Raw genomic sequence first — 18,581 nt, 5'->3', positions numbered from 1 at the left:
TGACCGCCACGACCACGACAGACGACCAGGCAGTCTCAGGAGGACCTACGTGCAGCTGATGATGTTCCTCCTGAGACGCCTGATCCGTCTCGTCCTCTCACTCCTGGTCGTGTCGGCCCTCACGTTCGGGCTCCTGTCCCTGGCCCCCGGCAGCTTTGCCGGGATCCAGGCGGCGGGTGCCGGGTCGACCGGTCTCGCCAGTGGCCGCAGCGTCGACCTGACCTCGCAGGTACAGCAGCGTTTCGGCGAAGATCTGCCGGTCTGGCAGCAGTACAAGAACTGGCTGGGCCCGGCGCTCCACGGCGACTTCGGGTACAGCTACAAGTACCCCGAGTCGACGGTGGGGGAACTGATCGTCGCCAAGCTCCCCACCTCCCTGGCTCTGGCCCTGATCGCCGTCGTGCTGGCCCTGATGATCGCCATCCCGATGGGGATCCTCGCCGCGGCCCGGCGCAACAGCCCCTGGGACCACGGCTCGATGTTCGTGCTGACAGCGGCGACCGCATTCCCGACGTACCTGGCCGGGATCCTGCTGGTATTGATCTTCAGCAGCTGGCTGCACTGGCTGCCGACGGGCGGGTGGTCGGGACCGCGCTACGCGATCCTGCCGATCATCGCGCTGACGATCGCCCCGGCCGGCGTGATGGCGCGCTACGTCCGTTCGAGCGTGCTCGAGGTGCTTCGCGAGGAGTACGTCGTGGCGGCGTTCGCCAAGGGCGGCAGTCGCAGGATCGTGATGCGGCGGCACGTGCTGCGCAATGCGTTGATGCCGCTGGTCACGGTCGTCGGGCCGTTGCTGACCGGCCTGGTCGTCGGAACGATCTTCATCGAGACGATCTTCGGGGTGCCGGGCATCGGAGGCCTGTTCACGGAGGCCGCCCAGGTCCGTGACATGCCGCTGCTCATGGGCACCACCCTGGTCTTCGCACTGATGCTCATGCTCGTGAACCTGCTCGTCGACCTGTCCTACGCCGTGATCGACCCGCGGACGCGCACCGGGCTCGGTCTCTCCACCGAGCCGGCCGAGAGGACCAGCGGTCCCGCGGCCGTCGAAGCGATGATGGAAGAGGTGAAGCCATGACGGCGCGTACCGATGACGGAGGAGCGGCGCTGGTGATTGACCGCACCAGCGAGTGGGGTCGCCGGTGGCGGCGCTTCCGCTCCAACCGGCTGGCCCTGGTGAGCCTGGGGTTCCTGGTGCTGCTCGCTCTCCTGGCGCTGTTCGCCGGCGTCATCGCGCCGTACGACCCGAACACGCCGGACTACAGCAAGAGCCTCACCGACCCGCTCACCGGCGGCAACCTGCTCGGGACCGACGTGCTCGGCCGGGACACCTTCTCTCGGCTGCTGTACGGACTGCGGACGGCGCTGTTCATCGCGTTGACCGCGGAGCTCCTCGCGTTGGCCTGCGCGCTCGTCGTGGGTGTGGCCGCCGGCTACTTCGGCGGCAAGATCGATCAGCTGCTGATGGCCGCAACCGACGTGATGTACGCCTTTCCGACGTACTTGTTCGCGGTCATCCTGGCGACCGTTCTCGGCCGTAGCACCTGGTCGATCATCCTCGCCATCGCGGTCGGCTCCTGGCTGACGCAGGCTCGCCTGATCCGTGCCCAGATGATCAAGCTCAAGACGTTCGAGTACGTCGAGGCCGGGAGGTCGATGGGAGCGGGCTCGATGACGCTGATCGTGCGCTACCTGCTGCCGAACTCGCTCGGACCGATCCTGGTCACCACCAGCTTCGGCATCCCGGCGGCGATGCTTGCCGAGTCGGGCCTCGCGATCCTCGGCCTCGGCGTCGCACCCCCCAACGCCTCATTGGGCACCATGATCACCGACGGCTACACCTACGTGCTCGTGCAGCCGAACCTGATCTTTTGGCCGTTCTTCGTCTTCGCATGCGCGATGCTCGCGTTCACCTGGGTCGGCGACGGAGTCCGCGACGCGTTCGATCCGAAGGACGAGTGAGATGCAGACCCAGGACCGACCTTTGCTCGACGTTCGCGGCCTCGGCGTGGATTTCCGCACTCGGGACCACGAACGTCTGACCGCCGTGAAGGACGTCTCGATCAGTGTGGCCGCGGGTGGGTCGCTCGCCATCGTCGGGGAGTCGGGCAGCGGTAAGAGCGTCTCGATGCGTGCGCTCCTCGGCCTGCTCCCGCAGAACGCGACGGTGCACGGCAGCGCGACCTGGAACGAGGGCACGTCGTCGACCGAGCTGGTAGGTCTGCCGGCGCGGCAGTTCCAGGCGATCCGCGGCCGCAAGATCGGCATGGTCTTCCAGAACGCGATGCAGGCTCTCAACCCGACCATCCCGCTCAAGCGTCAGTTGACCGAGCACCTGCGCTGGCATTCGGCGTGCACCCGAGCCGAGGCCGAGAAGCGGGCGATCCGTGCGCTGGGCGACGTGGGGATCCCCGAGCCCGAGCGTCGGATCCGGATGTACCCGTTTCAACTGTCCGGCGGGATGCGGCAGCGGGCGATGATCGCGATGGCGCTGGTCGCGGAGCCGCGGTTGCTGATCGCCGACGAGCCTACGACCGCGGTGGACGTGACTGTGCAGAAGCAGATCCTCGACTTACTGGTCGACCTGCGCGACCGGGGGACTGCGGTGGTGATGGTCACCCACGACCTGGGCGTTGCGCGCTACCTGTGCGAAGACGTCGTCGTGCTCTACTCCGGTCAGGTGATGGAGTCGGCTCGGCTCGGGGAGGCTCTCGACCGCCCCGTTCATCCGTACACCAAGGGCCTGCTCGGGTCGGCTCTGGACCTGGGCGACCCCTCGCCGCTCCGCCCGATCGGAGGCAATCCACCCGATCTCGTCGATCGTCCTCCCGGGTGCGCGTTCCAGCCTCGGTGCGTCGACGACGACGGCGCGCGTTGCGCGGAGCCGCAGGAGCTGATCACCGTCGGAGCCACCCGTGAGGTCCGCTGTTGGAGGTCGATCGATGAGTGAGCCCCAGGTCTTGTTGCGCGCCGTCAACCTCGTCAAGGACTTCGGCGGGCGCGGCGGCGGCACTCGTGCCGTCGACACCGTCTCGCTCGAGGTGGCGGCGGGCGAGACCCTTGGGATCGTCGGTGAGTCCGGGAGCGGCAAGTCGACGCTGGCTCGGCTCCTGATCCGGCTGATCGAGCCGACCAGCGGCCAGGTCTTCTACCGGGGCGAGGACGTCCTAGCTCTCGCCCCGGGTGACCTGCGGCGGTTGCGTTCGCAATGGCAGATGGTGTTCCAGAACCCGTTCGGCTCCTTGCTGCCCCACATCAGCGTTGCCGACAACGTGAGCGAGCCGCTGCGCATCGGCCGGATCGGCGACCGCCGGTCTCGCCGGGCACGTGCCGAGGAGCTGCTTGAGACCGTGGGCTTGGCGAAGCGCCACGGCGACCTCTACCCGCACGCCCTGTCCGGAGGACAGAACCAGCGTGTTGCGATTGCGCGGGCGCTGGCGCTGGAGCCCGAGCTGCTGATCTGCGACGAGCCGACCTCGGCGCTGGACGTCTCGATCCAGGCGCAGATCCTGTCTCTCCTGATGGGGCTGCAGGCCGAGCTCGGCTTCTCGATGGTCTTCATCACCCACAACCTCGCCGTCGTCGAGCGGCTGGCTGGTCGGGTCCTGGTGATGGATCGCGGCCGGGTCGTCGAGGCCGGTCCGACTGCCGAGGTCTTCGGCAACCCTGCCGACCCCTACACCCGGGCGCTGCTCGGCTCGGTTCTCCCGGCACACCGCCCGCTCGAGGGCGCGGAAATCCCTGAAAGGACCTCCCTTGTCGACGATTGACCTCCGGATCGGAATCCTCGGGCTTGGAACGCGCACCGAGACCCTGGCGCCGTACCTGCACCGGCCCGGTGAGGGCAGCATCGTGGTCGCGGGCACGGACGTCCGCGAGGACGCTCTCGTGCGTGCGCGGGCACTCTTCGGCCAGGACATCGCGCTCGCGGAGGACCACCGAGCACTGCTCGACCTCGATCTCGACGCCGTGCTGGTGCTGACGCCCGACCACCTGCATCGCGACATGACGATCGACTTCCTCGAAGCCAGCGTCGCGGTCTACCTGGACAAGCCGATGGCGACCACGATCGAGGACTGCGACGCGATCCTCGAGGTCGCGCGTCGGACCGGCACCAAGCTCTACGTCGGCCACAACATGCGGCACATGCCGGTGATCCTGCGGATGCGAGAGCTGATCCAGGAGGGCGCGATCGGCGAGGTGAAGGCGATCTGGTGCCGGCACTTCGTCAGCCACGGCGGCGACTACTACTTCAAGAACTGGTGCTCGGACCGGCGCAACACCACCGGGCTGCTGCTGCAGAAGGGGGTCCACGATATCGACGTCATCCACTGGCTCGCCGGGTCGACCACCCGCCGCGTCACCGGGATGGGCGGGCTGACCGTGTACGGCGAGGTCGATAGTCACGCCGACAACTCCCAGCGGGTACGCACCGACTGGTTCTCCTACGACAACTGGCCGCCGCTGGCGATTCGCGACCTGAGCCCCGTGGTCGACGTAGAGGACCTGTCGATGATCACGATGCGGCTCGACAACGGCGTGTACGCGACCTACGAGCAGTGCCACTACACGCCGGACTACTGGCGCAACTACACGGTGATCGGCACCGAGGGCAGGATGGAGAACTTCGGCGACGAGGACGGCGTCATCCGGATCTGGAACCATCGCCGCGACTACGAGGAGCACGGGGACCGCGAGGTCGCCTTCGGTGGCGAAGGTCCGCACGGCGGCGCCGACGCCTCGATCATCCCCGAGTTCCTCGCCTTCGTGCGCGACGACGGACCCACCACGACCACCCCGGTCGAGGCCCGAGACGCCGTTGCGGCCGGGGTCTCCGGCACGCTCTCGGTCCGCGCCGACGGAGAGCCGTTCGTCGTGCCGCCGGTCGATCCGGCGCTCGCCGCCTACTTCGCCGGCAACCAAGTCGTCGCGCAGGAGGGCGGCGCCCGGTGACGCTCGAGCCGACCGACGACGTGCACCCGCTCTGGCCGGAGGTCGACTACCCGATCGACCGCGCCCACCTCCCCGACGGACTTCTCGAGATCTGCACCATCCGCATCGACTACCCCGAAGGAACCTGACGTGACCCAGAACCGGCCCACCCCTGTGACCTCGACGCTCGCTCCGCCGCCGGCCGGACCGTACTCCTCTGCCCTGGTCGTGGGCGACCTCCTCTTCGTCAGCGGGCACGGCCCGTTCGGTCCGGACCGGCAGCGCCTCGGGACGACGTTCGTCGAGCAGGCCCACGTCGTGCTCGACAACATCGAGCACCTCGCGAAGGAGGCCGGCACCTCGCTGGCGCACACCGTGCGTCTCGGCGCGTTCCTCTCCGACCTCGCCTACTTCGACGAGTGGAACCAGGTGTGCGCCGAGCGGCTGACCGAGCCGTACCCGACGCGCACCACCGTCCCGGTCGTGCTGCCTCGGTTCGACATCGAGATCGACGCGGTCATCTGGATCCCCGCCGAGGCGAGCTGAGTGTCCTCCGAACCGCTGCGGGTGGGTGTCGTCGGCCTTGGCCTCATGGGTGACGTGATGGTGCGGGCGATCCAGGCCCACGCCGATCTCGACCTCGCCTACGTCTGCGATTCCGACGAGGGCCGGGCTCGCCAGGTGGCCGAGCAGGCCATCGCGGCATGGGTCCCGACCGGCGCGGCGGCCACAGCCGACGAGCTCGACCGGTACGCCGTGGACGCGCTGGCGATCGCCACTCCGCCACGCACCCACGCTCCGCTGGCGATCTCCGCGCTGCGCGCCGGACGCTCGGTCCTGTGCGAGAAGCCGATGGCGATGTCGGCCACCGAGGCCCGCGCGATGGCCGGGGAGGCGCGCGCAGCGGGTCGGGTCGCGGTCGTGGACCACCAGCTCCGCTTCAACCCGGCCAGACGACAGCTGCGGACCCTGCTCGCGGACGGCTACGTCGGCGAGCCGTTGCACGTGGTGAGCGTGGCGTACTTCCCCAAGCTGGGGAGCCAGCCCTGGACGTGGTGGCACCGCAGCGACGAGGGCGGGGGACTGCTGAACGAGTACGGCTCGCACACGGTCGACCTGCTCCGCTGGCTGTTCGGCGAGGTCGCTTGGGCGAGCGGCTCTATCGCGACCATCGGCGGCGACCGCCGGGCGGCGGCTGACGGCCGGATCGAGGAGGTCGACAGCGACGACCTCGCACAGCTGCACCTGCAGTTTGCGTCCGGGGTCTCCGGGGACGTCTTGATGTCCGCGGCGCCGGCGGTGGCTGAGCGCCGGTTGGAGATCCACGGCACGCTGGGCAGCCTCGTGCTGGGTTCCGACGACGTGCTGGTCGGCCATCGCCGCGGGCACGACGCCGAGGAGTTCCGCTGCCTCGAGCTGGAGCCGTCGCTGATCGGCTGGCCGGACGACACCTTCACCCAGCCGTTCGTCCGGTTGCTGGACGAGTTCGCCCGCTGCGTGCGCGACGGCTCGGCACCCCGGGTCGCATCGACGTTCGACGACGGCTGGCGCACGATCGAGGTTCTGGACCAGGTGCGTCGGTCGGCGCGGAGAGAGGGAGTGCTGTGACGAGGATCGTGATGCTCTGCGGGCTGCTGTACGACGGCACCTTGGCACCGCCGCGGGAGAACGCAGCGGTGGTGCTCGAGGACGGCAGCATCGTCGAGGTCCGCGACGCCCTCCCCGAGGATCTGACCGACGAGCGGTCGACCGTCGTGGACCACCGCGGCGCGACGGTGACGCCCGGCCTGATCGACGCCCACGTGCACACGGCGTGGGGCCGCGACGAGCAACCGGGCTGGGCGTGGGCACGGGAGAGTGAGGTCGGGCGCTTCGCCTGGGCGCTGGCCGCCGGCCGCGCCGCCTTGACCGCGGGGGTCACCACGGTGCGCGACTGCGGTGGACCCGGGATGGTCACGGTGCTGGCGCGCGAGGCGATCGCCGCCGGGCTGCATCCCGGTCCGCGGATGCGGGTCTGCGGTCCGTGCCTGACGACGACCGCCGGGCACGGTGACTTCATCGGGGTCACCGCCGACGACGCCCACGAGCTGCGCAAGCGGGTCCGCGAGCTCACCGTGGCCGGGGTCGACCACATCAAGGTGATGGCGACCGGCGGGGACATGGACCCGCACACCAACCGCCGCCGCCCGCAATACGACGACACCGAGCTCGCCGCCGTGATCGGTGACGCCCACCGGCTCGGTCTGACCGTGGTTGCGCACTGCAACGCGACGACCGGGATCCGGGCCGCGGTCGCCGGCGGGATCGACACGATCGCCCACTGCAACTGGCTCGGCGAGCGCGAGGGCACCATCGACTACGACGCCCAGGTCGCCCAGCGGATCGTCGACCAAGGGGTCTTCGTCGACCTGAACCTGGCCGCCACGATGCGGCCGCTGAGCGAGTTCGACGGGCTGGCGGAGGCCTGGTCCGGCTGGGAGGAACCACCCGCGAACCGCTGGGAGCTGCACCGCGAGATCCGGGCCGCCGGGGGGCGGCTCCTGTTCAGCAGCGACGAGTTCGGCCAGGATCTGGCGTCCTTCCCCGTCCTCCTCGCCGAGGCGGTGCGCCGGCTCGGCATCCCGGTCGAGGAGGCCGTGCACCGGGCCAGCGCCGTCCCGGCCCTCGCGCTGGGGATCGGCGACGCCGTGGGCGTGGTCGAGGCCGGCCGGTCCGCGGACCTGGCGATCTTCCCTGGCGACCTGCGCAGCGACCCCGACGCGCTCGGCAGGTGCGCCGAGGTCTGGCAGTCGGGCGTTCGGGTCGTCTCCGATGGCGGGGTCGTCACTTCATGACCCCGACCACCGAGCGGATCGCGGTGGCACGCGAGCGGCTGGCGCGGCTGCCCAGGCTTGAGATCGCCTGCCTGCCGACGCCGCTGGAGGAGCACCAGCGGCTCGCCGCCGAGCTGGGTCTGGCCAGTCTGCTGGTCAAGCGCGAGGACCTCACCGGACTCGCCTTCGGCGGGAACAAGGTGCGCGAGCTCGACTTCATCATGGCGGCGGCCGTCGCCGCCGAGGCCGACACCTTCGTTGCTGGAGGCGGTGGGACCCAGTCCAACCATGCCCGTCAGTGCGCAGCCGCCGCCCGCAAGGTCGGTCTCGAACCCGTCATCGTGCTCCGGCGCACAGCCGAGACCCGGCACGCCAGCGGGAACCTGCTCGTCACCGAGCTCCTCGCCGACGACGTCCGCTGGGTCGACATAGACGCAGGGTTGTCCGACCGCGAGGCGACGGCCGATGCCATGGACCTGGTCGCCGACGAGCTGCGCGCCGCCGGCCGGACGCCGTACGTGCTGCGCTCGTCGTTCCACCCGCTGGCCGCGGCCGGCTACGTCGACGCCGGTCTCGAGCTCGTCGAGCAGCTCGCGGCCCGCGGCGTCGACGACGCCCAGGTGGTCTGCAGCTCGATGGGAGCGACGCGGGTGGGGCTGCACCTCGCGCTGGCCGCCTGCGGACTGAACTGGCCGATCCACGCGATGGGCTGGCGGCCGACCGACGACGGTCTCAGCGACCGGTTGGTGCGGCTCGCGGACGAGACCGTCGAGCTGACTGGCCTCGAGGTGCCGCCCTACGACAGGTCGGCGTTCACGACGTTCGACCACGGCGGGCCGGCCTACGGCGTGCCCAGTGCTGCCGGCGCCGCCGCCGCCGCGCTGGCCGCCCGGACCGAGGGCCTCCTCCTCGACCCGGTCTATACGGCGAAGGCGTTCGCCGGGATGATCGCCGAGGTCGGCAGCGGCCGGATCGACCGGTCCCGGCCGATCGTGTTCGTGCACAGCGGCGGTCTCCCGGTCGTGTTCGCGCAGGATGGCGCCGGGACGGAGGCCGGATGAGCGAGCACCATCTCGTGCCGCGCGCCGAGATCGAGCGTCGCGTCTCGGCGCTGCAGGCCCGGCTGCGGGCCGTCGACGTGCGCTGCGCCATGGTCACCAGCGAGCCGAACGTCTGCTACCTCAGCGGGCTCCGGACACCGTCGTTCCACTCGAACTCGCGGCCCGTTGTCCTGGTCGTGCCCGCCGAGGGACCGACGGTCGTGGTGTGCTCGCGCAGCCAGGCACCCAACGTCACTGCCAGCGCCTGGGTAGGGGAGACCCGGGCCTTCGACGGGTTCGAGACCGAGGCCGAACCGGTGCTCCTCGATGTTCTGGGAGCCCTGGGGGGGTCGGGCGACGGGCGAGTGGCAGCCGAGCTCGGCGCCGATCTGCGGCTGGGCCTCAGCGGCGCGGCGTTCCTGCGGCTGCGCTCCGCGATCGGGGAGCTCGTCGATGCCGCCCCCGCGCTCTGGTCGATCCGGTCCCTGAAGTCGGACTGGGAGATCAGCGCGCTTCGCGAGGCGGGCCGGGTCAACGGCCTGGCCTTCGACCGGCTGCGTGATTCCTACCGGCCGGGGATGACCGAGCGTGACCTCTTCGCCGTCTGGGCCGCGAGCGTGATGGCGGCCGGAGCGGACTCCCCGGGCTACCTGGCGATGCACTCCGGTCCGGGCAACTACGACCGGGTCAGCGGGCTTCCGGGCAACCGGGCGCCGGAACCCGGCGACCTCGTCTGGCTCGACGGCGGCCCGCGGTGGCTCGGCTACTGGTCCGACATCACCCGGACCTACTCCGTGGGCGCGCCGCGGCCTGAGCATGCCGGCCTGTACGCCGCCTCCCGGGCGGCGACGCTCGCCGTCGGCGAAGCCATCCGGCCGGGGTTGACGACCACCGAGCTGTTCGACGTCGTCTCCCGGGCGTTCCGTGATGCCGGCCTAGAGATCGGCTCCGCCACCCGGATCGGCCATGGCGTCGGGCTGCAGTTGACCGAACCGCCATCAGTGCTCCCGAGTGCCCCGGTGACGCTCGAGGCCGGGATGGTCCTCGCGATCGAGCCGGGGATCGCCCGCTCGGACGGCTACTTCAACGTCGAGGAGAACTTCCTCGTCACCCCCGGCGGCGCCGAGCTGCTCTCGCCGCCCTCCGACCCCGAGATCTTGACCCTAGGAGCATGACGTGCTGACCAGCCTGAACCACATCGGCTTTTCTGTCGCCGACCTCGACCGCTCGATCGAGTTCTACACCGAGCTGCTCGGCTACCCGCCGTACTTCAAGGAGGTCTACGACGTCGAGTACGTCGGCCGGATCGTCGGCTATCCCGGAGCCGTGCAGTACGCCGCCTTCTTCAAGCTGCCGGGCGACCAGGGACTGTTCCTCGAGCTGATCCAGTACCTGAAGCCGGAGCCGCGGGTGGTCGACATGGAGAGCTACAACGCCGGCATCGCGCACCTGTGCCTGGCCGTCGACGACCTGGACGCCGAGTTCGAACGGATCACCGCCATCGGTGGACGGTTCCGCAGCGAGTCGGTCGTGCAGAGTGACTACGGCATCTACGTGGGCGCCCGGAGCGCCTACTTCAGGGACCCCGACGACATCTCGATCCAGCTCGTCGAGCTCGTCGACGGTGTCGACCCGGGGCTCGAAGGCTGACCGTGGTCGTCGTGGACGCCTCGGCCCACGTGTGGTCGCCGGACCGACAGCGATACCCGTGGCGACCGCGCGGCGAGGAGCCACCGCACGCGGCGTATGACGCCGACCCGGTGCTGCTCGAACGCGACCTGGCCGACTCCGGAGCGGCGGGGGCGATTCTCGTGCAGCCGTCCGTGTACGCCGACGACCACACGTACCTCGGCGCCGTCGTCGCTCGGGGCAACGGCCGGTACGCCGGCGTCCTCCTCTGGAACCACCACGATCCGGACGCGCGTACGACGGCGGCCGACAGCCTCGACCGGCACGCTCTCGCCGGGATGCGGCTCTCGGCCGAGGAGGACATGGGCAGGTCGCCCTGGTTCGACGGTGCCGCCGGTGAGGCTGCCTGGTCGCTCGCGGCCGAGCGCGGCCAGCCGCTGTCCCTGCTGTGCGGCTCCGGACAGCTCGGCAGCGCGACCGATTGGGCCGCCCGTTGTCCCGACGTACCGATCGTGGTCGACCACCTCGGACTGCTGGATCCTCGGGCAGGTGCTGGGCCGCTGCTGGACCTGGTGGCGCGACACGATCACGTCAGCGTCCGGGCATCCGCGCTCGCTGCGCTCTCCCACGAGCCTTGGCCGTACCGGGACCTCTGGCCGGCGCTGCGAGCGCTGCTCGCCGAGGCTGGCGCGCAACGACTCGTCTACGGCACCGACTGGCCGTTTCTCGACGGGGCGACCTCCTACGACGCCCCGGCTCGTGCGCTCGACGAGGCGCTGGAGTGGACCACCTCCGAGCGCGCCGATGTGCTCGGGCTCAACGCGGTGCGGTTGTGGGGCCTCGACGTCGAGGCGCTTGCGCGTCCCTGGGCTGCCGCATGACCATGAGGTTCGACTGCCTCCTTGCTGGGGGCACTGTGGTCACGGGCGACGGCTCGGAGCCGGTCCGGGTCGATCTCGGCGTGCGCGGCGGCCTGGTCGCCGACGTCGGCGACCTCGCCGACACGACAGCAGTGACCCGGATCGACTGCGCCGGTCGGCTGCTGTTTCCCGGATTCGTGGACGCCCACGCCCACGCGGAGGGCAGCGTCTTCGACGACGACGTGCAGCTGGCGTATCTCCGTCAGGGAGTCACCAGCATCGTCCTCGGTCAGGACGGGGTCTCCTTGGCGCCGGGGTCCGGCGACTACGCCCAGTCCTACTTCGGAGGGCTGAACGGTGCGCACCCGGGCTATCGCGGCCCACGGGTTCGGGACCTGCTCGACGGCTACGACGGAGCCGTCGCGGTCAACGTGGCGTACGCCGTACCGCTCGGGACGGTACGGCACGAGGTGCTGGGGTCCGATCCGGCGCCGCCGGACGCCGCGGACCTACGAGCGATGCGCGAGCTGGTCGCGCAGGGTCTCGAAGACGGCGCCGTCGGGGCGTCCTCGGGGTTGGACTACGTGCCCGGCAGGTTCGCCGGCACCGCGGAGCTCACCGCTGTCGTCGAGCCGCTGCGTGACGGTGGGGGCGTCTACGTCACGCACATGCGCGGCGGCTACGAGGAGAACGCCGCGGCCGGCCTCGACGAGGCCGCCGCGATCGTCCTGGCGGCCGGCGTGCCGTTGCACGTCTCGCACCTGCACGCTCGGCGGGCGCTGGTGGAGGAGCTGATCGACGGCCTGGAGCGACGCGGCGTCGACGGGTCGTTCGACGCCTATCCCTACCGACGGGGGTTCTCCCTGCTCGGGATGCCGATCGTGCCGGCCGACTTCCTCGCCGGCGACCCGGACGAGGCGTTGGCCGTGATCACGTCGGACCGGGGGCGGGACCTGCTTGTCGAGCGCTGGTTCCCGGACGCGGTCGCAGCCTCCGGCGGCCGCTTCCTGGGGACCCGGCTGGCACACGTCCCATCCGTCGACCACGCCGACCTGGAGGGCAGCACGATCGCCGAGGCGGCCGTCGACCGCGGGCTGGCGCCGGCGGCGCTGGTCCACGAGCTCCTGGTCGCGACCCGGCTCGCGGCGACGGCGGTGTACGCGCCGCCGCCGCACACCACGGCCGACGACTACATCGGGCTGCTGACGCATCCATGGCACCTGGCAGGGTCGGATGGCATCTTCGTCGGCGGACGGCCGCATCCCCGTGGGTGGGGCACGTTCGCTCGGCTTCTCGCGGAGCACACCGGCCCCGGTCGGGCCTACACCCCCGACGCCGCCGCCCGGCACCTGTCCGGTCGCGCCGCGCTCCGCTTCGGGCTCGCCGGTCGCGGCGTCCTCGCCCCGGGCTCCGCGGCCGACATCGCGGTCGTCGATCTCGCGCAAGTCCGCGACCGCGCGACCTACGAGGACCCGCGGGCACTCGCCACCGGGATCGACACCGTGCTGGTCAACGGCGCCGTCGTGCTCCACGAAGGCCGGCTCACCGGACGGCGGGCGGGGCGGGCGCTTCGCCGCGGTGCCGACGGAGGGCCACGATGATCGCGCTGCCCGATCCGGGCCCGGTCTGCCCGTACCTGGCGGTCGACGACGACGCGCTCTCGGACAACATCGGCGCGATGGCACGCTGGTGCGCCGATCGGGGCGTGGCGATCGCACCACACGCTAAGACGACGATGTCGCCGTACGTCGTGCGCAAGCAGTTGGCCGCGGGCGCCTGGGGCCTGACCGTCGCGAACGTCACCCAGGCAGCGGCGCTGGGATCCTCTGTCGACGCGCGTCTGATGATCGCCAACCAGGTTGTCGGCGGACCGGAGACGGACTGGCTCGTGCGCGCGCCCGGAGACCCGCTGAGCTGGGTCGACTCGGTAGCCCAGGTCGATGCCCTGGACCGGGCCGCATCCGCGCGCGCTCACCCGCTCTCTGTCCTGGTCGAGGTCGGCCTGCCGGACGGCCGCGCGGGCGCGCGCAGCCTGGAGGAGGTGCTCGCGGTCTCCCAGCGGGTGCGTGCGTCCCGGCACCTGCTGCTGCGAGGCGTGGCCGGCTACGAAGGTTCGTACGGCATCGGGTCCGACCCGGGCGTCGGCGTCGACGCGTTCCTCGCCCGGGTCGAGGCCGCCGTCGGAGGGCTCGACGAGGCCAGGTGCTTCGACGGGCTCGAAGACGTCATCGTGACAGTCGGTGGCTCGATCCACTTCGACCGCTGCGTCCGGCTGACCGGGGTCGAGCTCCGCGACCACCGCGCAGCGACCGTGCTGCTGCGGAGCGGGTGCTACGCCGTGCACGACGACGGTCTCTATGCGCGGAGCACCCCGAGCGCTCGGGGCGTGCCGGACGCACCGCTGTTCCGGTCCGCGGTGTCGGTTGTCGCTCGCGTTCAGTCGCGACCCGAGCCGGATCTGGTCATCGTGGGTGCCGGACGCCGTGACCTCGCCTACGACCAGGACCTGCCGGTGGTCCTGTCCTGGCACGGGGCCGACGGACCCGTCTCCGCGGAACGGTCCCGTCTGGACCGTCTCGACGACCAGCACGCCTACGTCCGGGTCGCGCACGACTCCAGGATCGCCGTCGGTGACCGCGCTGTGCTCGGGATCTCGCACCCCTGCTCGGTCTTCGACCGCTGGCGCACCTTCCAGATCGTCCGCGGTCGGCGGGTCGTCGGGACGGGGGAGACGGTGTTCTCGTGAGCGCCGCCGTGCTGGTCGTCGCCTCTGAGCACCGCACTGGCGGGCTGGAGACCTGGGACGTGTCTGCGTCGGCCAGGCCGCGACTGCTCGACCGGGTCTCGCTGCCCTGGGTCAATGCCATCACCCTGCACCCGCGGCTTCCGGTCGGGTACGCGGTGACCTCCGAGCACTGTCGGATCGCGACGGTGGCACTCATCGAGGACGGCGGGATTGAGACGCGAGCAGAGGTCGCGACCGGGCCGACTCTGCCGTGTGCGCTCACCGTCGACCCGTCCGGCTCCGCGCTGGTGGTCGTGCACTACCTGGCCGGTCGGGTGACGAGGCACAGGCTGGGATCGGATGGGTCCGTCGAGGACTCGGAGTCGCTGCCGGTGCCACCGGGCGCCGGTCCGGACCTCGACCGACAGGACCGCCCGTACCCCCACCAGGCCCGATTCGTTCCTGGGGATGGGGGCGATCTCTGGGTCAGCGACCTCGGGGCGGACCGGCTGCTGCGTTACCCGATCGGCGACGGGCCTCCCGACGTCCTGGCACTCGCACGGGGGTCGGGCCCGCGGCACTTCGCGTGGCTTGGCGAGCATCGCGTCGCAGTCGTTGAGGAACTCTCCTCTCGGCTGAGCGTCTACCGGATCGAGGCTGGCGCGCTGGACCTGCTGGGGTCAGCGCCACTGGGAGCGGCGGTGCCGGGCAGGACGCGCAACTACCCAAGCGACCTCGCGGTCCGGCCGGACAGAGCACTCGTCTACGTCGCCAACCGCGGCGCCGGCAGCATCTCGGTCGTTGACGTCACGGCCGGGCCGTCGGTGGTCCAGGAGATCACGGTCGGTGTATGGCCGCAGAACCTGCTGCTCGGGACGGACGGGTTGTGGTGCGCCGTCCGCGACGACGACCGTATCGTCCGGCTGCCGTTCCTCGAACGTGGGCTCCTTGGTGCTCCCGAGCACGTGGTCGAGGTGTCTCGGCCGTCCTGGATCGAGTGGCTATCGTGCGGCGAGTGACGCGATCCGCTCGACGAGCCGCAGCGGGGCGACCGGGTCGCCGTACGCCGGGGGCTCCTCCCGCGCACTGCCTCCGCGAAGTGGGCAAGCACTCGGAGCAGGTAGTCCTCACCCGACCCGATGTGTTGCTCGACCTGGACGGGTGCGGTCGATGCATGGCGGGGGCCAGGCAGTGGCTTCGCCGTCGGCACCCGACGGCGCGGGGAATTCTCTCGAGGAGAGGTGGCCGTCGATGACGGATGAGCTGTGGATCGACCCCGAGCTGGCTGTCGCCCTGGACGCGATCATGTGGGACGAACGGCCGCACGCGACGATCGATCTTGACCGGCCGGAGCGGGCGCGCGCCCGCCTCCGGGCAGCGGTCGAGCCGCCGGACAGGCGCCCGGTGCGGTCGGTGTTGATTGATCTGCCGCGGACGGACGGGACCCACCTCGGGTTGCGGATGCACCGACCAGAGGTGCTGGAGGGACGCGACGCGCCAGTCCTGGTCTGGGTGCACGGTGGCGGTTACGTGCTGGGCTCGGCGGCCGGGGACGGCCGCGTCGAGCGGGAACTCGCCGACCGGGTCGGTTGCTGTGTGGTCGGAGTCGACTACCGGGTTGCACCCGAGCATCCGCACCCGGAACCGATCCAGGACGTGCTCCAGGCGGTTGACTGGGTAGGACGTTCCCCTGACGTCGACCCGGCCCGGGTCGCGCTCGGCGGCGAGAGCGCCGGAGCCGGCCTGGTGGCCGCGGCCGCCCTCGCCCTGCAGTCTCGACCAGGGACGGAGTTGTGCTTCCAGCTCCTGATCGCCCCCATGCTCGACGACCGGACCGACGGCTCAACGATGCCGGGGGTCGACTCGCTCGGCCTGTGGAACTCTCGCCTCAACCGTCGGGCGTGGGAGCTGTACCTTCCCGCAGGTAGGGCCTCATCTGTTCCGGAGGCCGTGGCCGCGCGAGCGGAGCGGCTCGCCGGTCTGCCCGCGACGTACCTCGACGTCGGCAACGCGGACCTCTTCTGCCCCGAGACGGTCACGTACGCCGCTCGGCTCCTCGCGAGCGGGGTGCCGGTCGAGCTGCACGTCTGGGCCGGCGCCTACCACGGCTTCTACGAGGTCGCACCGGATGCGGCCATCTCGCGGACTGCGAAGGAGCACCGGATCACCGCGTTGCGCCGAGGACTCGGGATCACCGCGGCTTCCGACCCTCGTCCCGCTTCAGACGATCCGCCGCCGCGCCGACGGTGAGGAGGTGGGTGCGCATCGCGGCCTCTGCTCCGGCCCCGTCGCCGTCCGTGATGGCGTCGACCAGGGCGCGGAGGTCCTCGAGGGTGCTCCGGCGGACCCCGAGGTTCGGCGACGTGTTGTCGCGGGAGCGGGCCAGCCGGGTCCGGAGCCCGGCCATGATCTCGGCGACGAGCACGTTGCCGGACAGTGTCCCGACCGCTTCGTGGATGCGTAGGTCGGCGGCGGCGAAGGCAGGTCCGTCGTCGAGGGCTGCGGATGCCGCTCCCAGCAGCTCCTGGAGGGCGCGGTGGTCGCTCGGCCGTGCGGTGCGGGCGGCTCGGTGGGCCGCGTATGGCTCGAGCAGGAGCCGCACATCGAGCAGGTCGTCGGGATTGGTTCCGCTGATGTACGTGCCGGACCGGTTGCGGGTCTCGACCAGACCGCGCCCGGCCAGCACGCCCAGCGCGATCCGGACGGTCGGCCTCGACAGAGCCAGGTCGGCGGCGAGCTCACGCTCTGGAGGGAGCCGGTCCCCGGGCCCGAGGCCGCGGGAACGGAGGTGCTCCCAGAGCAGATCCTCGGTGCTGGTCACCCGGTGAGGCTAGCGCGCGTCGACTGTTCATGATTGGATTAGCCAAAGACTCGAACTGATAATCCAACGAGGTGAAGATGCGCATCGGCAGAATGCAGACGGACAGCGGTGAGATCCTGGTCCGACCGGCCGGAGTCGAGACCTACGTGGCGCTGGCTCCGGAGGGCGTGACGCTCAACCAGGTGCTGGCCGGCCATCCGGTCGCGGTCGACGGCGACCAGGTTCCTGCCGGGAGTCTGCTCTCGCCGTTCACGCCGGGGAAGATCGTTGCAATCGGACTCAACTACCTCGACCACATCAGGGAGGCGCAGGCCGATCAACCGACCGCGCCGCTGGTCTTCACCAAGTTTCCGAGCAGCGTCGTGGGTCCGGGAGCGGCGATCACGATCGACCGGGCCGTGGCGGCCCGGGTCGACTGGGAGGTCGAGCTCGCGGTCGTGATAGGTCAGCGCGCCCAGCGGGTGTCGCCGGAGGCCGCGCTGAACCACGTCTTCGGGTACACCGTCGCGAACGACGTCTCGGCGCGTGACGTCCAGTTCGCCGACGGGCAGTGGGTGCGGGGCAAGAGCCTGGACACGTTCTGCCCGTTCGGCCCATGGGTCGTCACTGCGGACGAGGTGATTGACCCGCAGGCACTGAAGCTGGGCACCCGGGTGAACGGCCAGGTCATGCAGGACTCGTCGACTGCGGAGATGCTCTTCGGGGTCGCGGAGCTGATCTCCTACTGCTCGCACTCGTTCACTCTGGAGCCTGGAGACGTGCTCCTCACCGGGACTCCCTGGGGGTGTGGGGAGTTCATGGATCCGCGGGTGTCGCTGCAGGACGGCGACACGGTGGAGGTGTGGATCGAGGGGATCGGCAGCCTGACCAACCCGGTCACCGTGCTCAGCGACGGGGTGCGGGGGTGAGCACTGAATCCACCGACGGGACGCTGTCGAACCTGTTGCAGGAGGACCGGCGGTTCGAGCCCCCGGCCGAGATCGCCGAGCATGCGAACCTGAAGGAGGAGGCGTACGACCGGGCGGCGTCGGACCGTGACGCGTTCTGGGCTGAGCAGGCCGAGCGGCTGGACTGGTCCCGGAAGTGGGACCGGGTCCTGGACTGGGACGACGCGCCGTTCGCGAAGTGGTTCGTGGGCGGCAGGCTCAACGCGTCGTACAACTGCGTGGACCGGCACGTCGAGGCGGGTCGCGGCGACAAGGTGGCGCTGCACTGGGTCGGCGAGCCTCTCGACGACACGCGTGACATCACCTACGCCCAGCTCAAGGACGAGGTCTCCAAGGCTGCCAACGCACTTCTCGAGCTCGGCGTGCGGACCGGCGACCGGGTCGCGATCTACCTGCCGATGATCCCCGAGGCCGTGGTCGCGATGCTGGCCTGCGCGCGGATCGGCGCCCCGCACACCGTGGTCTTCGGCGGTTTCTCCGCCGACGCGCTCGCCTCGAGGCTCGACGACTGCCAGGCCAAGGTCGTCATCACCGCCGACGGCGGCTACCGGCGGGGCGCGCCCTCGGCGCTGAAGCCTGCCGTGGACGAGGCCCGCACCAAGACCACCCAGATCAACGGGCACGTGGTGGAGAAGGTGCTCGTCGTGCGCCGTACCGGGCAGGACCTGGGTGAGCACGGGTGGGACGACAGGGTGGATGTGTGGTGGCACGACGTGGTCGGCGGCGCGTCGAAGGAGCACACGCCGGAGGCCTTCGACGCCGAGCACCCGCTCTACGTCATGTACACCTCCGGCACGACCGGGAAGCCGAA

20 protein-coding genes are annotated in these 18,581 nt (G+C 70.8%); 19 read left to right on the top strand and 1 reads right to left on the bottom strand.

All coding sequences use genetic code 11. From position 1 onward, the window contains the following. Nucleotides 1-58: 58 nt before the first annotated feature. The 17 genes from ABEA33_RS19780 to ABEA33_RS19700 all read left to right on the top strand — a co-directional run bounded on the left by ABEA33_RS19780 (nt 59) and on the right by ABEA33_RS19700 (nt 16,252). Entirely contained in the window at nt 59-1,081 is a 1,023-nt protein-coding gene (locus tag ABEA33_RS19780; protein WP_345528690.1) for an ABC transporter permease, read from the top strand. Next, nucleotides 1,078-1,965, top strand: coding sequence for an ABC transporter permease (locus tag ABEA33_RS19775; RefSeq protein WP_345528676.1), 888 nt, complete (start codon nt 1,078-1,080; stop codon nt 1,963-1,965). The genes ABEA33_RS19780 and ABEA33_RS19775 overlap by 4 nt, the downstream gene beginning before the upstream one ends. Before the next feature lies 1 nt (nt 1,966). After that, nucleotides 1,967-2,953: an ABC transporter ATP-binding protein gene (locus ABEA33_RS19770; protein ID WP_345528675.1), complete on the top strand. Its 987-nt coding sequence runs from the start codon at nt 1,967-1,969 to the stop codon at nt 2,951-2,953. After that, nucleotides 2,946-3,773 (top strand): ATP-binding cassette domain-containing protein, encoded by an 828-nt coding sequence (locus tag ABEA33_RS19765; protein ID WP_345528674.1) that lies wholly within the window; start codon nt 2,946-2,948, stop codon nt 3,771-3,773. The genes ABEA33_RS19770 and ABEA33_RS19765 overlap by 8 nt, the downstream gene beginning before the upstream one ends. After that, nucleotides 3,760-4,956, top strand: coding sequence for a Gfo/Idh/MocA family protein (locus ABEA33_RS19760; protein WP_345528673.1), 1,197 nt, complete (start codon nt 3,760-3,762; stop codon nt 4,954-4,956). Before ABEA33_RS19765 ends, ABEA33_RS19760 begins: the two co-directional genes overlap by 14 nt. Beyond that, nucleotides 4,953-5,084 (top strand): hypothetical protein, encoded by a 132-nt coding sequence (locus ABEA33_RS19755; RefSeq protein WP_345528672.1) that lies wholly within the window; start codon nt 4,953-4,955, stop codon nt 5,082-5,084. Before ABEA33_RS19760 ends, ABEA33_RS19755 begins: the two co-directional genes overlap by 4 nt. 1 nt (nt 5,085) lies before the next feature. Further along, entirely contained in the window at nt 5,086-5,481 is a 396-nt protein-coding gene (locus tag ABEA33_RS19750; RefSeq protein WP_345528671.1) for a RidA family protein, read from the top strand. After that, the gene (locus ABEA33_RS19745) at nt 5,482-6,543 is read left to right on the top strand and encodes a Gfo/Idh/MocA family protein (RefSeq protein WP_345528670.1); all 1,062 of its coding nucleotides are present in this window, start codon (nt 5,482-5,484) and stop codon (nt 6,541-6,543) included. Further along, nucleotides 6,540-7,769, top strand: a complete 1,230-nt coding sequence (locus ABEA33_RS19740) for an amidohydrolase family protein (protein WP_345528669.1) — start codon at nt 6,540-6,542, stop codon at nt 7,767-7,769. Before ABEA33_RS19745 ends, ABEA33_RS19740 begins: the two co-directional genes overlap by 4 nt. Further along, nucleotides 7,766-8,809, top strand: a complete 1,044-nt coding sequence (locus ABEA33_RS19735; RefSeq protein ID WP_345528668.1) for a pyridoxal-phosphate dependent enzyme — start codon at nt 7,766-7,768, stop codon at nt 8,807-8,809. The genes ABEA33_RS19740 and ABEA33_RS19735 overlap by 4 nt, the downstream gene beginning before the upstream one ends. Next, complete coding sequence (locus tag ABEA33_RS19730; RefSeq protein WP_345528667.1) at nt 8,806-9,963, top strand: M24 family metallopeptidase; 1,158 nt, start codon at nt 8,806-8,808, stop codon at nt 9,961-9,963. Before ABEA33_RS19735 ends, ABEA33_RS19730 begins: the two co-directional genes overlap by 4 nt. Before the next feature lies 1 nt (nt 9,964). Then, a complete protein-coding gene (locus tag ABEA33_RS19725; RefSeq protein ID WP_345528666.1) occupies nt 9,965-10,438 on the top strand; it encodes a VOC family protein in 474 nt (157 codons plus the stop codon). 11 nt (nt 10,439-10,449) lie between these two features. Beyond that, complete coding sequence (locus ABEA33_RS19720) at nt 10,450-11,298, top strand: amidohydrolase family protein (RefSeq protein WP_345528665.1); 849 nt, start codon at nt 10,450-10,452, stop codon at nt 11,296-11,298. Then, a complete protein-coding gene (locus ABEA33_RS19715; protein WP_345528663.1) occupies nt 11,295-12,878 on the top strand; it encodes an N-acyl-D-amino-acid deacylase family protein in 1,584 nt (527 codons plus the stop codon). The genes ABEA33_RS19720 and ABEA33_RS19715 overlap by 4 nt, the downstream gene beginning before the upstream one ends. Further along, nucleotides 12,875-14,023, top strand: coding sequence for an alanine racemase (locus ABEA33_RS19710; RefSeq protein WP_345528662.1), 1,149 nt, complete (start codon nt 12,875-12,877; stop codon nt 14,021-14,023). Before ABEA33_RS19715 ends, ABEA33_RS19710 begins: the two co-directional genes overlap by 4 nt. Continuing rightward, a complete protein-coding gene (locus ABEA33_RS19705; RefSeq protein WP_345528661.1) occupies nt 14,020-15,021 on the top strand; it encodes a lactonase family protein in 1,002 nt (333 codons plus the stop codon). The genes ABEA33_RS19710 and ABEA33_RS19705 overlap by 4 nt, the downstream gene beginning before the upstream one ends. Nucleotides 15,022-15,253: 232 nt before the next feature. Beyond that, complete coding sequence (locus tag ABEA33_RS19700) at nt 15,254-16,252, top strand: alpha/beta hydrolase fold domain-containing protein (protein WP_345528660.1); 999 nt, start codon at nt 15,254-15,256, stop codon at nt 16,250-16,252. Here the strand turns inward: ABEA33_RS19700 and ABEA33_RS19695 are convergent. Then, nucleotides 16,194-16,823 (bottom strand): FadR/GntR family transcriptional regulator, encoded by a 630-nt coding sequence (locus tag ABEA33_RS19695; protein ID WP_345528659.1) that lies wholly within the window; start codon nt 16,821-16,823, stop codon nt 16,194-16,196. The genes ABEA33_RS19700 and ABEA33_RS19695 overlap by 59 nt on opposite strands. Nucleotides 16,824-16,900: 77 nt before the next feature. Here ABEA33_RS19695 and ABEA33_RS19690 point away from each other — a divergent pair, with 77 nt between their 5' ends. Continuing rightward, a complete protein-coding gene (locus ABEA33_RS19690; RefSeq protein WP_345528658.1) occupies nt 16,901-17,731 on the top strand; it encodes a fumarylacetoacetate hydrolase family protein in 831 nt (276 codons plus the stop codon). Beyond that, nucleotides 17,728-18,581, top strand: an 854-nt coding sequence (locus ABEA33_RS19685; protein WP_345528656.1) for an AMP-binding protein, incomplete at its 3' end; no start/stop codon positions are given. The genes ABEA33_RS19690 and ABEA33_RS19685, both read left to right, overlap by 4 nt.

It is taken from the genome of Nocardioides endophyticus (genome assembly GCF_039543845.1).
In the GTDB taxonomy this organism is placed as follows: domain Bacteria; phylum Actinomycetota; class Actinomycetes; order Propionibacteriales; family Nocardioidaceae; genus Nocardioides; species Nocardioides endophyticus.
This window is presented reverse-complemented; position numbering and strand designations above follow the sequence as displayed.

What these genes read in the sequence shown, in the direction of transcription:
- ABEA33_RS19780 (WP_345528690.1), top strand. Translation starts at nt 59, where the DNA reads ATGATGTTCCTCCTGAGACGCCTGATCCGTCTCGTCCTCTCACTCCTG.
- ABEA33_RS19700 (WP_345528660.1), top strand. Translation starts at nt 15,254, where the DNA reads ATGACGGATGAGCTGTGGATCGACCCCGAGCTGGCTGTCGCCCTGGAC.
- ABEA33_RS19735 (WP_345528668.1), top strand. Translation starts at nt 7,766, where the DNA reads ATGACCCCGACCACCGAGCGGATCGCGGTGGCACGCGAGCGGCTGGCG.
- ABEA33_RS19690 (WP_345528658.1), top strand. Translation starts at nt 16,901, where the DNA reads ATGCGCATCGGCAGAATGCAGACGGACAGCGGTGAGATCCTGGTCCGA.
- ABEA33_RS19710 (WP_345528662.1), top strand. Translation starts at nt 12,875, where the DNA reads ATGATCGCGCTGCCCGATCCGGGCCCGGTCTGCCCGTACCTGGCGGTC.
- ABEA33_RS19775 (WP_345528676.1), top strand. Translation starts at nt 1,078, where the DNA reads ATGACGGCGCGTACCGATGACGGAGGAGCGGCGCTGGTGATTGACCGC.
- ABEA33_RS19715 (WP_345528663.1), top strand. Translation starts at nt 11,295, where the DNA reads ATGACCATGAGGTTCGACTGCCTCCTTGCTGGGGGCACTGTGGTCACG.
- ABEA33_RS19770 (WP_345528675.1), top strand. Translation starts at nt 1,967, where the DNA reads ATGCAGACCCAGGACCGACCTTTGCTCGACGTTCGCGGCCTCGGCGTG.
- ABEA33_RS19765 (WP_345528674.1), top strand. Translation starts at nt 2,946, where the DNA reads ATGAGTGAGCCCCAGGTCTTGTTGCGCGCCGTCAACCTCGTCAAGGAC.
- ABEA33_RS19730 (WP_345528667.1), top strand. Translation starts at nt 8,806, where the DNA reads ATGAGCGAGCACCATCTCGTGCCGCGCGCCGAGATCGAGCGTCGCGTC.